The organism is Micromonospora sp. NPDC050200 (assembly GCF_040656135.1).
Lineage (GTDB): Bacteria > Actinomycetota > Actinomycetes > Mycobacteriales > Micromonosporaceae > Micromonospora.
Genome location: NZ_JBFALG010000016.1, coordinates 80,522 through 94,965 on the forward strand (window position 1 = coordinate 80,522; position 14,444 = coordinate 94,965).

The 14,444-nt window shown below is 74.8% G+C and carries 10 protein-coding genes; 4 read left to right on the forward strand and 6 right to left on the reverse strand.

Annotated elements, in window-relative coordinates; translation table 11 throughout:
* Positions 1-212: 212 nt before the first annotated feature.
* Together AB0I41_RS13585 and AB0I41_RS13590 are read left to right on the forward strand one after the other, a co-directional pair.
* Complete coding sequence (locus tag AB0I41_RS13585) at positions 213-1,472, forward strand: M48 family metallopeptidase (protein ID WP_357106142.1); 1,260 nt, start codon at positions 213-215, stop codon at positions 1,470-1,472.
* Positions 1,469-2,593: a glycosyltransferase family 4 protein gene (locus tag AB0I41_RS13590; protein WP_357106144.1), complete on the forward strand. Its 1,125-nt coding sequence runs from the start codon at positions 1,469-1,471 to the stop codon at positions 2,591-2,593. The genes AB0I41_RS13585 and AB0I41_RS13590 overlap by 4 nt, the downstream gene beginning before the upstream one ends.
* Positions 2,594-2,916: 323 nt before the next feature.
* Here the strand turns inward: AB0I41_RS13590 and AB0I41_RS13595 are convergent, their stop codons facing one another.
* Complete coding sequence (locus AB0I41_RS13595; protein WP_357106147.1) at positions 2,917-5,034, reverse strand: MMPL family transporter; 2,118 nt, start codon at positions 5,032-5,034, stop codon at positions 2,917-2,919.
* A 182-nt stretch (positions 5,035-5,216) separates the two neighbouring features.
* On the opposite strand from AB0I41_RS13595, the gene AB0I41_RS13600 reads away from it, so the two are divergent.
* Entirely contained in the window at positions 5,217-6,530 is a 1,314-nt protein-coding gene (locus tag AB0I41_RS13600) for a histidine kinase (RefSeq protein WP_357106150.1), read from the forward strand.
* Positions 6,482-7,201, forward strand: a complete 720-nt coding sequence (locus tag AB0I41_RS13605) for a response regulator transcription factor (RefSeq protein WP_357106153.1) — start codon at positions 6,482-6,484, stop codon at positions 7,199-7,201. Before AB0I41_RS13600 ends, AB0I41_RS13605 begins: the two co-directional genes overlap by 49 nt.
* Here the strand turns inward: AB0I41_RS13605 and AB0I41_RS13610 are convergent.
* From AB0I41_RS13610 to AB0I41_RS13630, 5 genes are all read right to left on the reverse strand, one after another.
* Positions 7,190-8,893 (reverse strand): bifunctional diguanylate cyclase/phosphodiesterase, encoded by a 1,704-nt coding sequence (locus tag AB0I41_RS13610; protein ID WP_357106256.1) that lies wholly within the window; start codon positions 8,891-8,893, stop codon positions 7,190-7,192. The genes AB0I41_RS13605 and AB0I41_RS13610 overlap by 12 nt on opposite strands.
* An 88-nt stretch (positions 8,894-8,981) precedes the next feature.
* Positions 8,982-9,794, reverse strand: coding sequence for an SAM-dependent methyltransferase (locus AB0I41_RS13615; RefSeq protein WP_357106155.1), 813 nt, complete (start codon positions 9,792-9,794; stop codon positions 8,982-8,984).
* 253 nt (positions 9,795-10,047) lie between these two features.
* The gene (locus tag AB0I41_RS13620; protein WP_007072219.1) at positions 10,048-10,716 is read right to left on the reverse strand and encodes a response regulator transcription factor; all 669 of its coding nucleotides are present in this window, start codon (positions 10,714-10,716) and stop codon (positions 10,048-10,050) included.
* 7 nt (positions 10,717-10,723) lie between these two features.
* Complete coding sequence (locus AB0I41_RS13625; RefSeq protein WP_357106158.1) at positions 10,724-12,415, reverse strand: GAF domain-containing sensor histidine kinase; 1,692 nt, start codon at positions 12,413-12,415, stop codon at positions 10,724-10,726.
* Between the two features lie 14 nt (positions 12,416-12,429).
* Entirely contained in the window at positions 12,430-14,244 is a 1,815-nt protein-coding gene (locus AB0I41_RS13630; protein WP_357106161.1) for an AMP-dependent synthetase/ligase, read from the reverse strand.
* Positions 14,245-14,444 lie beyond the last annotated feature (200 nt).

Below are 14,444 nucleotides of genomic sequence, written 5' to 3' on the forward strand. Positions count from 1 at the left end.
CGCCACCGGAACACGGCCCGGTCGGCCTCGGGAGGGCGGCCGGCCCGCCGGGCGGGCCCCCGGCGGCGTGCCATGCCGGTCTCTCGGCGCAGGCGTGGGCGCGCGCCGGGCCCGGTGGCGGCGGGCCATAGGATGGTCGCTCACGGCGGGAGGAGCGGCGGCATGACGCGGTTACGGCGTGGTGGCGGCGGGCCGGCGTACGAGGTGCCGGCGTGACCCCCCGCGGGTGGGCGGTGCTGACCCTCGGCGGGCTGGTGCTGGCGCTGCTGGTCGCCAGCGTCGTGCTGGTGCCGTGGAGCCGGCCGCCGGCGCCGCGGGCCGACCAGGTCGCCGCGCTGGGCGACCTCCCCGTCGACCGGGTGGCCCACGCGCGCGAGTTCCGCGCCGCGCTGCGCCCCGGCGCGTACGGCGGGCTGGTGGTCGGGCTGCTGGTGGCGCTGCTGCTCGGGCTCACCCCGCTCGGCGCCCGCCTGGTCGAGCTGGCCGGGCGCCCCTTCGGCGGTCACTGGACCGCCCGCGCGGTGCTCGGCGGGCTCGCCGTGCTGCTCGTCGCCGACCTGCTCACCCTGCCCTTCGCCGCCTGGCGGCACTCCGTGCTCACCCGGTACGGGCTGAGCACCCACGGCTGGGGCGGCTGGGCCCTCGACCTGCTCAAGTCGTACGCGGTCAGCGCGGTCATCGGCGCGGTCGCGCTGCTCGGCTTCTACACCGTGACCCGGCTCGCCCCGCGCTGGTGGTGGGCGTTCGGTGCGGCCGGGGCCGCCGGGTTGGTCGTGCTGCTCTCCTTCGTCCTACCGGTCGTGGTGGAGCCGGTGTTCAACCGGTTCACCCCGATGGAGCAGGGTCCGCTGCGCGCCGAGCTGATGACGATGGCCGCCCGGGACGGGGTGCCGGTGCGGGACGTGCTGGTCGCCGACGCCTCCCGGCGGACGAAGGCGGTCAACGCGTACGTCTCCGGGCTGGGGCCGACCCGGCGGGTGGTGGTCTACGACACCCTGCTGCGCGAGGCCACCCCGGCCGAGGTGACCAGCGTGGTCGCGCACGAGCTGGGGCACGCGAAGGACCGGGACGTGGCGGTCGGCACGCTCATCGGCGCGCTCGGCGCCGCCCTGGCGGTGGTCGCGCTCTACCTGCTCGGCTCCTGGGGGCCGCTGCTGCGGCTGGCCGGCGTCGACTCCGTGGCCGAGCCGCGCGCGTTCCCGCTGCTGATCGCCCTGGTGACGGTGGCCGGGCTGGTCGCCGCGCCGGCGCAGGCGCTGGTCTCCCGCCGGGTCGAGGCGCGCGCCGACGCGCACGCGCTCGCGCTGACCCGCGATCCGGCCACCTTCGAGGCGATGCAGCGCCGGCTGGCCGGGGTCAACCTGGCTGATCCCGACCCGCCGCGCTGGGAGTACCTCTGGTCGGCCTCGCACCCGTCCACCGTGGAGCGGATGGCCGCCGCCCGCGCCTACGCCAGGGAGGCCGGCAGATGAGCCGGACGCTGCTGATCACCAACGACTTCCCGCCCCGCCCCGGCGGCATCCAGTCCTTCGTGCACAACCTCGCCCTCCGGCAGCCCACCGGCTCGGTGGTGGTCTACGCCTCCAGCTGGCGGGGGGCGGCGAAGTTCGACGCCGACCAGCCCTTCGAGGTGGTCCGGGAGCGGACCAAGGTGCTGCTGCCCACCCCGCTCGTGGCCCGCCGGGCGGCGCGGCTGGCCCGCGAACACGACTGCGACACCGTCTGGTTCGGTGCCGCCGCCCCGCTGGGCCTGCTCGCGGCCGGGCTGCGCCGCCGGGCCGGCATCCGCCGGGTGGTCGCGCAGACCCACGGCCACGAGATCGGCTGGGCGGCGCTGCCCGCCGCCCGGGCCGCGCTGCGCCGGATCGGCCGCGGTACCGACGTGGTCACCTACCTCGGCGACTACACCCGGGTACGCCTCGAACGGGCGCTGCACGGGGTGACCGACCTGCACCGGCTGGCCCCCGGCGTCGACGTGGACACCTACCACCCGTCCGTCGACGGCGAGCGGGTCCGCGTCCGGCTGGGGCTGGCCGACCGTCCGGTGGCGGTCTGCGTGTCCCGGCTGGTGCCCCGCAAGGGGCAGGACATGCTGATCCGGGCCATGCCGGAGATCCGCCGTCGGGTGCCCGACGCGGCGCTGCTGGTGGTCGGTGGCGGGCCGTACCGGGCGACGCTGGAGAAGCTGGCCCGGCAGACCGGCGTCGAGCGGGACGTCGTCTTCACCGGCTCGGTGCCCTCGGCCGAGCTGCCCGCGCACTACGCCGCCGGTGACGTCTACGCGATGCCCTGCCGCACCCGCAACCGGGGCCTGGACGTCGAGGGGCTCGGGATCGTCTACCTGGAGGCCTCCGCGACCGGCCTGCCGGTGGTCGCCGGCGACTCCGGCGGCGCCCCGGACGCGGTGCGCGAGGGGGAGACCGGGTACGTGGTGCGTGGCCGGGATGTGGCCCAGCTCGCCGACCGGGTGGCCACCCTGCTCGCCGACCGGGACCTGGCCCGGCAGCTCGGCGCGGCCGGCCGGGCCTGGGTGGAGCGGGAGTGGCGCTGGGAGACCCAGGCGCAGCGGATGGCCGCCCTGCTCGCGGGCTGACCGGCGGGACGCGGGCCGCCGCCCCGGTCTGCCGGGTCGTCGACGCTCCCGTCACTGACCCCCGAGCAGCGCGCGTCTCGACGATCCCGGCCTCGTCCTGCTATCGCCGGCCGACGTACCCGGTCGGTGGTGTGTCGCCACTGCGAGCGTGATACCTCAGAGTCATCTTGATGCCTCTGAGGTATCACGCTCGTGGCGATGGTTCCGGCCGGGGGGACTGCGGTCGGCGCCGTCCGGCGCTCCGGGCGTCGCCGGGCGTGGGGACCGGGCGGGCGGGCGGTCGAGCCCGGCCCGCCCGGTGCGGCGGAGGGTGTCGTCGCCGGTCAGGCCCGGGCCGGGACCGGCTCGGCCGGGGTCGCAGGCCTGGTCGGGGCGGTCCGGCGGGACAGCTTCCCTGGCCACCAGGTGCGGGCGCCCAGGTCGAGCGCGAGCGCCGGGACGAGCAGGCTGCGGACCAGCAGCGTGTCGAGCAGGATGCCGACGGCCACGATCACCCCGGTCTGCATCGACGGCACCAGCGGCAGCACGCCCAGCGCGCCGAACGTGGCCGCGAGCACGACTCCCGCGCTGGTGATGACGCCACCGGTCACGGTCAGCGCGCGCAGGACGCCCGGCCGGTGCCCGAGCTGCGCCGTCTCCTCCCGGGCCCGCGTCATCAGGAAGATCGTGTAGTCCACGCCGAGGGCGACGAGGAACAGGAACGCCTGCAGCGGGATCCCCACGAAGAGCTTGGTGTAGCCCAGCGCGTCCAGGATGAAGCCGGCGGCCCCCATCGCGGCGGCGTACGACAGGACCACGCTCACCATCAGCAGCAGCGGCGCGACCAGTGCCCGCAGCAGGAGCACCAGGATGACGAAGACGACGGCGAGGATCAGCGGGATGACGATCCGGTTGTCCCGGCCGACCGTGCGCTCCTGGTCCACCAGGACGGCGGTACTGCCGCCGACCACCGCCTGGGCGCCGGGCACCGCGTGCACGGCCGTGCGGAGCCGCTCCACGGTCCTCAGGGCGGCGTCGCTGTCCGGCGTGTCGGCCAGCACCGCCGGGACCCGGACCCAGGCCCCGTCCGGCGAGCGCTCCGGCTCGTCGACCCGGGCGACGCCGGGCACGGCCCGGGCGGCGGCGACCACCTGGTCGGTCGTCCCCGCCGTGGCCAGGATCTCGGCGGGTGAGGCCGAGCCGCTCGGGTAGTGCGCGGCGATCAGCCGCTGGCCGGTGACCGAGCCGACCTCCGAGGTGAAGGCCTCCTCGTTGGGCATGCCGATGCTGAGGTTGCCGATGCCGAAGGTGAGCGCCACCAGCGCCGCCGTGGTGCCGATCCAGACCGCCCGGGGCCGGCCACCGACGAGCGCCGCGATCCGGCGCCAGATCCCGTGGTCCGCGGTCACGTCGGCGGTGACGGCGGTGGGCGTGTAGCGCGGCACGAACGGCCAGAACAGCCACCGCCCGAACAGGACGAGCACGGCCGGCAGCAGGGTGGTCATGGCCAGCAGGGCGGCGCCGATGCCGACCGCGCCGACCGGGCCGAGGCCACGGGTGGACGGCAGGTCCGCGGCGAGCAGGCAGAGCAGTCCGATCGCGACGGTCGCCGCCGAGGCGCAGATCGCGCCGAACGACCGGCGCAGCGCCACCTTCATCGCCTCGTGCCGGTCGGCGTGCCGGCGCAGCTCCTCCCGGTACCGGGCGATGAGCAGCAGCGCGTAGTCCACGCCGACGCCGAAGACCAGCACGGTCAGGATGGTCTGGCTCTGGAAGTCGACCGTCACCCCGCCGTACTTCGCCATCAGGTACACGATGCCGCCGGCGAACTGGTTGGCGACGCCGACGGTGATCAGCGGGATCAGCCAGAGCACCGGGCTGCGGTAGGTGACCAGGAGCAGCACCGCGACGGTGACCGCGGTCGCCAGCAGCAGCGTGGTGTCCATCCCGCCGAACGCGTCGAGGACGTCACTCTCGGCCGCCGCGTCGCCGGTCAGGGCGGTACGCAGGCCGGCGGGCTGGTCGACGGCGAGTCGGTCCTTGACGTCGGTCACCGCCTCGGGGCGCTGGACGTCGTCGCCGGCGACCGGGAAGGAGACCAGCAGGGCCTTGCCGTCCTCGCTCGGCACCGGGGGCGACACCGCGCCGCCGTCGGCGTACCGGGCGAACACGGTGCGGTCGGCGTCGACCTTGGCGCGGTCGGCGTCGGTGAGGCCGGCGTCGCGGACGTAGACGGCGATCGCCACGGGCTTCTTCGAGTCCGGGAAGGCCGCCTCGGCCCGGGCGACGGCCCGGCTGCTCTCCACGCTGGCGGGCAGCGAGCCGAGCGTGTCGTTGTCCTGGACCTCGCTCAGCTTGATGGAGAGCGGGCCGGCCACCGCGACGAGGATCAGCCAGAAGACGATGAGGGCGTACTTGCTGCGTCGGCCGGACGGCAGACCGGCCAGTCGTTGCCGGGACATGTCGGTTTCCTCCGAGGATCGGGAGCTGACGGACGGGTGCGGAACCAGGCGGACCGCGTGTCCGCGGCAGGTGCTGCTTCCTGCCTTCGATCCTTCTGGCCTGCGGGCGCGCAGACAGGAGTGTCACGTCCCCGACGCCGGTGGTCCTAGCACCACCGAACACGGGGCGGTCGTGCCCGAGAATGGGAATCGTGGACAGCCCTTTGCGAGAGTTCGCCCGCCAGACGGTCCGGCCCGGTTCGATCGCCGCACTCCAGGGCCTGGCGGTGGCCGTGCTCTCCCTGACCACCAACCTCGCCCTGTTCGCGCTGTCGCTGCTGTCGCTGGTGCTCATCCCCGCCTTCGGCATCGGCTTCGCGCTGTTCCCGATGGTGACCGCGTTGGTGCGGCTGTCGACCGGGCTGCAACGCCGGCTCGCCCGGTGGGGCGGGGTGCCCATCGCCACGCCGTACCGGCCGGTGCCGGAGGGGGCGCAGGTCGGCAGCTGGCGGCGCTTCCGGTGGGTGGTGGGCGACCCGGCCACCTGGCGGGACTTCGCCTGGCTCGTTCCCGGCGCGATCACCGGCGGGGCGTGCCTGCTCGCGTTCGTGGTGCCGCTGTACGGGCTGGAGGGCGCCCTCGGGGTGCCGCTGGTGCTCTACCTCACCGTCGACTCGTACGGCTACGGCCTGTTCTGGCCGCTGGGCAACCTCGCCGAGGCGCTGGCCGCGCTGCCGCAGGGGTGGCTGCTCCTGCTCGGCGGCCTGGCCATCGCCCCCTGGCTGGTCTGGCTGCACCTGCGCTTCGCCCGGCTCTTCCTGGCCCCGACCCGGGCGGCGGAGCTGGCGCTGCGGGTCCGCCAGCTCACCGTCACCCGGGCCGACACCGTCGACGCCCAGGCGGCCGAGCTGCGCCGCATCGAGCGCGACCTGCACGACGGGGCGCAGGCCCGGCTGGTCGCGTTGAGCATGAACATCGGCCTGGCCGAGCAGCTGCTGGAGCAGGACCCGGCCGCCGTCGGGCGGCTGCTGGCCGAGGCGCGGGAGACCAGCGGCCAGGCCCTGGTCGAGCTGCGCGGCCTGGTACGCGGCATCCACCCGCCGGTGCTCGCCGAGCGCGGGCTGGACGGCGCCGTCCGGGCGCTCGCGCTGGCCGTGCCGCTGCCGGTGGAGGTCGAGGTCGACCTGCCGGGCCGCCCGGTGGCGCCGGTGGAGTCCGCGGCGTACTTCGCGGTGGCCGAGGGGCTGGCGAACATCACCAAGCACAGCGGCGCCGCGCACGCCTGGATCCACCTGGGCCACGGTGACGGCCGGCTGACCATCGTGGTGGGTGACGACGGTCGGGGCGGCGCCGACCCGGCGGCGGGCAGCGGACTGGCCGGTATCGGACGACGGCTCGCGGCCTTTGATGGAACGATGGTGGTGACCAGTCCGCCCGGCGGGCCCACCCTTGTGACCATGGAGCTCCCTTGCGAGTTGTCATCGCCGAAGACCTCGCCCTCCTCCGGGACGGGCTGATCCGCATCCTCGAGGCGTTCGGTTTCGAGGTGGTCGCGGCCGTCGACAACGGACCGTCGGTGCTGTCGGCCCTGGTCACCCACCGCCCGGACGTGGCGGTCCTCGACGTGCGGCTGCCGCCGACCTTCACCGACGAGGGGTTGCAGGCGGCCATCCAGGCCCGGGCCGAGATCCCCGGCCTGCCGATCCTGGTGCTCTCCCAGCACGTCGAGCAGCTCTACGCCCGGGAGCTGCTCTCCGACCGCGCCGGCGGCGTCGGCTACCTGCTCAAGGACCGGGTGTCCAACGTGGCCCAGTTCGTCGACGCGGTGCGCCGGGTGGCCGGCGGTGGCACGGTGATGGACCCGGAGGTCGTCTCCCAGCTGCTGGCCAGCCGGTCCGGGGCCCAGCCGTTGCAGGAGCTGACCGCCCGGGAGCGTGAGGTGCTGGGCCTGATGGCCGAGGGGCGGTCCAACGCGGCGATCGCCGCCCGGCTCTTCGTCACCGAGAAGGCGGTCAGCAAGCACATCAACAACATCTTCAGCAAGCTGCGGATGCCGCCGTCGGACGACGACAACCGGCGGGTGCTGGCGGTGCTGACGTACCTCAACGGGGACGACAGTCAGCTGCCGGTGTCGGTGCCGGGCCGGGCGCCGCGTCGCGCCGCCGCCGGGCCGTCGCTACCCGGGTGACCCGACCGGCCCGGCCCCGACCGTGGTGGACAGCGCGGGAGAGCGGCCGAGGCAGCGGTCGGCCGGCCCGGGCCGCCCGAAGTACCAGCCCTGGCCGGCGTCGCAGCCGATCGCCCGCAGCCGGTCGGCCTGCCCGGCCGTCTCCACCCCCTCGGCGGTGACCGTCAGGTCCAGCGCGTGGGCCAGCGACACCAGCGAGGCGAGGATCCGCTCGTCGGTGCGGCTGGCCGGGTCGACCGCCGGGGCGCGCAGCCCGGCGACGAACTCCCCGGCCACCTTCAGCTCGGTCACCGGCAGGTCCCGCAGGTACGCCAGGTTGCAGTAGCCGGTGCCGAAGTCGTCGATGGCGATCCGTACGCCGAGGTCGGCCAGGACCCGCAGGGCCCGGACCGGCTCCTCCGCGGTGCTCATCATGGTGCTCTCGGTGATCTCCAGCTGGAGCCGTTCCGGCGGCAGGCCGGTGGCTCTCAGCAGGCCCCGCACCTCCTGCACCAGGCCGGGTCGGTGCACCTGGCGGACGGCCAGGTTGACGCTGACGAAGGGGGCTCCGGCGCCCCAGCTCTCCGCCTCGCGGCACGCCTCCGCGAGGACCCAGCCGCCGAGCCGGACGATCAGGCCGGTCTCCTCGGCCAGCCCGATGAAGCTGTCCGGCCGCAGCAGCCCCAGGCTCGGGTGGCGCCAGCGGACCAGCGCCTCCACGCCGAGCAGCGTGCCGTCCCGCAGCGAGGTCAGCGGCTGGTAGTCCAGGAAGAACTCGCCCCGGTCGATCGCGGCGGGGATCGCCGCGGAGAGGGCGTACCGGGCCAGGTCGGCGTGGTGCCGGTCCGGGTCGAACACCGACCAGCGTGCGCCCCCGGCCGCCTTGGCCCAGTGCAGGGTGCTGTCCGCCGCCCGCATCAGCTCACCGGGCGTGGTGCCGGCCACCGGGCGCTCCACGATGCCGATGCTGGCGGTGACGGTCAGCTCGTGCCCGTCGACCAGGGCCGGCTCGCCGAGCGCGGCCAGCGCCGCCTCGGCGACCTCGACCACGTCCTCGACCCGGGCGGTGCGCTCGACCAGGATGACGAACTCGTCGCCGCCGAGCCGGGCGACCAGGTGTTCGCCGAGCGCCGCGCGCAGGCGCCGCGCCACCGACACCAGCAGGGCGTCGCCGACCTGGTGCCCGAGGGAGTCGTTGACCACCTTGAACCGGTCGAGGTCGAGGAAGCAGACCCCCACCCGGTCGGCGCCCCGGCCCGGCTCGCCGATCGCCGCGGTGAGCCGCTCGGTGAACAGGACCCGGTTGGGCAGGTCGGTCAGCGGGTCGTGGCTGGCCTGGTGGCGGAAGCGGGACTCGCTGTCGCGCAGCGCCCGCTCGGCCTGGGCCCGGGCCACCATCGCGGCCCGGCGGATCGACTCCTGCTCGTCCAGCGTCCGGTCGCGCAGCGCCCGGGCGTACCCGGTGGCGACGGTGGCGAGCAGCCGGGCCATCCGGTCCTCGACGTCGTCGGCGACCAGCCCGAGGTCGCGGATCAGCCGGAGCTGGATGACCTCCACGGTACGGCCCAGCCCCTCGGCCGAGGCGATGTGGGCGGCGACCAGTTCCGCGCCCACCTGGTGCCCGACGCGCGGGTCGAACGGCTCGGCCCGCAGGGCCCCGGCCAACCGCTCGGTGAGTTGTTGCAGCAGCAGCTCCAGCTGCGCCTGGGTCATCGGCAGGTAGCTGGTGCCCGAGACCGCCTTGGCCCAGGCGCGGGCGAACGTGCCGGGGCGCGACCGGTGCTCCGGCACGTCCGGTGTCTCACCCACCGAGGCGTCCGGCGCCACCCATGAAGACCGCCTGCGCGGCGTCCTCGGCGCTCTCCGGCGACTCCGGCCGCCACTGCGGCACCCAGACCACGCCGGGGTCGAGCAGCGTGAACCCGTCGAAGAGCGCGGTCAGCTCGGCCCGGCTGCGGATCGACAGCGGGCTGTCGGTGCGGCGGTAGACCCGCTCGGCCTCGGCCCGTTCGCCGGTGTCGCGGCGGTCCTCGTCGCTGGCCTGCGACATGACCAGGTAGCTGCCCGGCGTCAGCGTCTCGCGCAGCGTCCGCAGGATCTCCTCCGGGCGGTCGGAGTCCGGGACGAAGTGCAGCACCGCCACGATCAGCACGGCGACCGGCTGGGAGAGGTCGAGCAGCTTGGTCACCTCGGGGTGGCCCAGGATCGCCGCCGGCCGGCGCAGGTCCTCCTGGACGACCGTGGCGCCGGGGTTGCCCTGGAGGATCTCCCGGCTGTGGGCCACGGCCACCGGGTCGACGTCGACGTAGACCACCCGGGAGTCGGGCGCCGCGCGCTGGGCGATCTCGTGCACGTTGCCGACGGTGGGGATGCCCGAGCCGATGTCGAGGAACTGGCGTACGCCGGAGTCGACCAGGTACTGCACCGCCCGGCGCATGAACGCCCGGTTGGCCTGGGCCATCAACGGGGCTTCGGGCACCGCGTCCATCATCGCCCGGGCCGCCGCCCGGTCGGCCGCGAAGTTGTGCGAGCCGCCGAGGTAGTAGTCGTACATGCGGGCGACGCTGGGGCGCTCGATGTCGATGTCGTCGGGTGCCCAGTCCGGTCGCTGCATGCCCACCCCTTTAGTCGACAAACGCGAGCATCGTCGCCCGCACGGGCCATCCTGGTATTCTGCCCCCGCTTCGCCCCGGTGCAAAGGCCACCGACGCTGTGCGACCGTCCGATCACGCAGGGCAGGCCGGCCGCGGCCCGCGCCGCGTTGCCGGCCGCCGATCCCGCACGCCGCGCTGCCCGCGCCCGCCGGACAGCCGAGAGGTCCGCGACCGGCGGGCGGGCGCGGACCTCTCGGTGACGGGCGGAAGCCCTCAGAACTTCGGCGCGTCCGGGGCCTCGAGCAGGCCGAGCCGCAGCGCGGTCATCAGCGCCTGGGCGCGGTTGGCCGCACCCAGCTTCTCGTAGAGCTTCGAGATGTGGGTCTTGGCGGTGGACTCGCTGACGAAGAGCTGCTTGGCGATGCCGGCGACGCTCATGCCGTCGGCCAGCAGCCGCAGCACCTGCCCCTCGCGGGGGGAGAGCTGCGGACCGGACGGCGCCAGCCGGCGCTTCATCGCCTCGGCCAGGTCGGCCGCGGTGAACGCGCTGGGGGAGGAGGCGGCGTGCCGGGCGGCGGCCACGACCTCGTCGGCCGGTGCGGTCTTCGGCACGAACGCGCTCGCCCCGGCCTCCAGCGCACCGAAGAGCTGGTCGTCGCCGGCGTACATGGTGAGCACGACGATCCCCATCGACGCGCTGGACTTGCGCAACGCCCGGGTGGCCTCCAGGCCGCTGCCGTCCGGGAGGCGCAGGTCCATGATCACGACGTCCGGCTGCAGCGCGCCGGCCTGCCGTACGCCCTCCGCCGCCGTGGCGGCCTCGCCGACGACCTCGAACTGCCGGTCGCGCTCGAAGGCGTGCCGAAGGCCCTTGCGGATCAGGTCGTGATCGTCGACAAGGAGGACCTTGGTACGAGTTGCCGGTGTCGGGCTTGTGGTCATCCTCGGGTTACTCCCCTTCTCCTGCTGCGCTGCCACGCACGTTATCTCGCCGGGGCGAGGAACCGAGCACCACCGCCACGGTCGTGCCGCTGGGCTGCCGCGGCCTGATCTCCAACCGGCCCCGGATACGTTCCGCCCTCTCGGCCATGATCGCAAGACCGTAGTGCCCGTCGGTGTGCTGGTCACCGATGCCGTGACCGTCATCCGACACTTCGATCCGCGCGTACGGGGGGTCGACCTCGCAGGTGACCCAGAGATTCGCGGCCCCGGCGTGCTTGCGCGCGTTGGTGACCGCCTCCTGCGCGATGCGCAGCAACTCGGCCTCGGTGGCGGCCGGAAGCCGGGCGGTGGACTCGTCCAGCGACAGGTGCACCCGCAGGCCGCCGGAGGCGCCGACGGTGCGCGCGTACTCGGCGATCGCGGCGGCCAGGCCGCCGTGCCGGTCCACCTCGCTGCGCAGCTCGAACAGGCTCAGCCGCAGCTCGGTGATCACCCGGGTCACCTCGCCGCGCAGCGTGCGCAGCCCCTCGGCGGTCTCCTCGGCGTCGTCGTACACGGTGGCCAGGGCGTTGTCGATGCCGTAGCCGACCATCACCAGCTCCTGGGCGACCCCGTCGTGGATCTCCCGGGCCAGCCGCTGCCGCTCCTCGTTGGTGGCCAGCGAGCGCACCTCGTCGAAGAGCAGCGCCGCCTCCAGCCGCAGCGCGGCGGGGCCGGTCAGCGCGGTCACCCGGGACACCACCGGCGGCGGGTACGCGTGCGCGGCGTCGGCCTCCAGCACCACCAGCCCGACCGTGCGTACGCCGGCGACCAGCGGCACGATCAGCGCGGAGACGTCCCCGCCGCGGTGCGAGCGGGCCTGTGACCGGGCCGCGGTCTGCGGCTGCTGGCTGGCCCAGGCGTCGGCGATGGCCGAGTCCGCGTCGAGCGTGGTCTCCCAGTCCACCCGGTCCACGCCGACCTGGGCGAGCACCACCAGCCGGCCGCCGCCGCTGGCGGAGAGCACCGCGGCGCGGTTGTTGGGCGCGACGGTGCGCAGCTCCTCCAGCAGGTGCTCGGAGATGCCGCCCGGATCCAGGGTCGCGCCGGGCAGCTGCCGGGCGACCGTGCGCAGCTGGGTGAGCAGCCGGGTCGCCTCCGCGTACGGCTGGGGCTTGCCCTCGCCGCGGACCCGCATCACCTGGTGCAGCGTGCCGGCCGCGTAGAGGCCGAGCCCGGCCAGGATCAGCCACTGTGCGCAGACCGCCAGGTAGCCGGGCTGGCCGAGCTGCCGCCCGCCGTCGACCTGGGTGAACGCCCCGGCGACCAGCAGGGTGGCCGCGGTGACACCGAGCAGCCCCGCGCCCTCGCGGAACCGGCGGCGCAGCGCGGTCACCGTCACCGGCACCGCGAGGTACGGCAGCACCGCCGAGGCGCCGAGCCCGCCGACCGACCCGCCGAGGGCGGACTCGACGGCGACCTGGCTGGCGGCCAGCCCCAGCAGCACCGCCTCGGCGACCCGGCTGAGCGGGCCGAGCAGCCGGTGCTCGGGGGCGAGCACCGCCGGCAGGCCGGCGACCGCCAGCAGGGCGATCCACCACAGCTGGGCGGGATCGCGGGTGGCGACCAGGGTCAGGACGGCGACCAGCGCGAGCATGACCGCGCGCGCGGCGACGGCGAGGGGTTGCGGCTGGGGCCGGACGGGTGTGGAGGCGGGCACGTGACGGATGGTAGTCAGCTCCGGTAGATCTCGGCGATCTCGGACGCGTACGTCTTGTGCACGACCTGGCGCTTGACCTTGAGCGACGGGGTCAGCTCGCCGGTGGCCTCGGTGAAGTCCCGGGGCAGGATCCGGAAGACCTTGATCGCCTCGGCCTTGGAGACCGACTGGTTGGCCAGGTCGATCGCGCCCTGGATGTCGGTGCGCAACGCCTCGTGGGCGACCAGCCGCTCGACCGGGGTGTCCTCCGGCAGGCCGTGCGCGGCCAGCCACTTCGGCAGCGCCTCCTCGTCGATGGTGACCAGGGCGGCGATGAACGGCTGCCGGTCGCCGACCACCAGGCACTGGCTGATCAGCGGGTGCGCCCGGACCTGGTCCTCCAGCACGGCCGGGGCGACGTTCTTGCCGCCGGCCGTCACGATGATCTCCTTCTTGCGGCCGGTGATGCTGAGGAACCCGTCGTCGTCGATCCGGCCCAGGTCGCCGGTTCGGAACCAGCCGGCGGCGCCGAGCGCCTCGGCGGTGGCCGCCTCGTTGCGCCAGTAGCCCTGGAAGACCAGGTCGCCGGAGATCAGGATCTCGCCGTCGTCGTCGATCCGGATGGTGACGCCGGGCAGCGGACGGCCGACGGTGCCGATGCGGGTGGCGGTGGGCAGGTTCGCGGCGGCGGCGGGGGAGGTCTCGGTCAGGCCGTAGCCCTCGCAGACGGTCACCCCGATGCCGCGGAAGAAGTGCCCGAGCCGGGCGCCGAGCGGGGCGCCGCCGGAGATCGCGTCCCGGCAGCGGCCGCCGAGCGCGGCGCGCAGCTTGCGGTAGACCAGCCTGTCGAAGAGCGCGTGCTGGGCGCGCAGGCCCAGGCCCGGGCCGTCGGGGGTCGCCAGCGCCTCGCTGTAGGCGATGGCGACCCGCTCGGCCCGGTCGAAGATCTTGCCCTTGCCGTCGGCCTCGGCCTTCTGCCGGGCGCCGTTGTAGACCTTCTCGAAGACCCGGGGTACGGAGAGCACGAAGGTCGGCTTGAACTCCTGGAGTTCGCCGACCAGGTTCCTGGTGTCGGCGCAGTGCGCCATGGTGGCCCGGGCCTGCACCACGCCGATCTGGATGAGCCGGGCGAACGAGTGCGCCAGCGGGAGGAAGAGCAGGGTCGAGGCGCCGGGCCGGAACAGGTTCGGCAGCACCGGCACCGCGTTGGCGATGTCGGCGTACATGTTGCGGTGGGTCAGCACGCAGCCCTTGGGTCGGCCGGTGGTGCCGCTGGTGTAGATGATCGTGGCGATGTCGGCGGCGCGGACCGCCTTGCGGCGCCGCTCGACCTCCGTCGGGTCGACCGACGCGCCGGCCGCGACGATCTCGTCCACCCCGCCCAGCTCGATCTGCCAGACCTGGCGCAGCTCGGGCACCCGGTCGCGGACGCCGGCGACCAGGGCGGCGTGCGCGTTGGACTCCACCACGACGGCGACGGCGCCGGAGTCGGCGATGATCCAGGCGGCCTGCTCGGCGCTGGAGGTCTCGTAGATCGGCACGGTCACCGCGCCGGCCGCCCAGATGGCGTAGTCGATCAGGGTCCACTCGTAGCGGGTGCGGCTCATCAGCGCGACCCGGTCGCCGGGGTTGATGCCGGCTCCGACCAAACCGCGGGCCACGGCGACGACCTCGTCGCGGAACTGCCGGCAGGTCACGTCCACCTGGGCGGGGCCCTCGGCGCCGGCGGCGGCGGCGGGTCGGACGAACTGCACGGCGTCCGGCGCGGCCTCGGCGTTGTCCCAGACCGGGTCGGTCAGGTTGGCCGCGTCGCCGACGGTGACGATCGGCGGAACGGAGAACTCGCGCACCTGCACTCCCTCGTGCTCGCACTGGCCGGGCCGGCCGCCGTGGTGGGTCGGCTTCTGTCGAAACCTACCCGCATGCCCGGGTGGTGAGGTAGTGAGGTTGTCCGCCCGCCTGGTGGGACGCCGCCGCCCGCCCGGCCGGAAGCGCCGCCGCCGCGGCGGGCGCGGCGGGGTGGAGCGGCGCGCGGGGGCGTCGCTCCGGG

Bases quoted from the DNA above. Each gene is read 5' to 3' on its own strand.
- AB0I41_RS13590 (WP_357106144.1), top strand. From the start codon at position 1,469: ATGAGCCGGACGCTGCTGATCACCAACGACTTCCCGCCCCGCCCCGGC.
- AB0I41_RS13595 (WP_357106147.1), bottom strand. From the start codon at position 5,034: ATGTCCCGGCAACGACTGGCCGGTCTGCCGTCCGGCCGACGCAGCAAG.
- AB0I41_RS13600 (WP_357106150.1), top strand. From the start codon at position 5,217: ATGGGAATCGTGGACAGCCCTTTGCGAGAGTTCGCCCGCCAGACGGTC.
- AB0I41_RS13610 (WP_357106256.1), bottom strand. From the start codon at position 8,893: ATGACCCAGGCGCAGCTGGAGCTGCTGCTGCAACAACTCACCGAGCGG.
- AB0I41_RS13615 (WP_357106155.1), bottom strand. From the start codon at position 9,794: ATGCAGCGACCGGACTGGGCACCCGACGACATCGACATCGAGCGCCCC.
- AB0I41_RS13620 (WP_007072219.1), bottom strand. From the start codon at position 10,716: ATGACCACAAGCCCGACACCGGCAACTCGTACCAAGGTCCTCCTTGTC.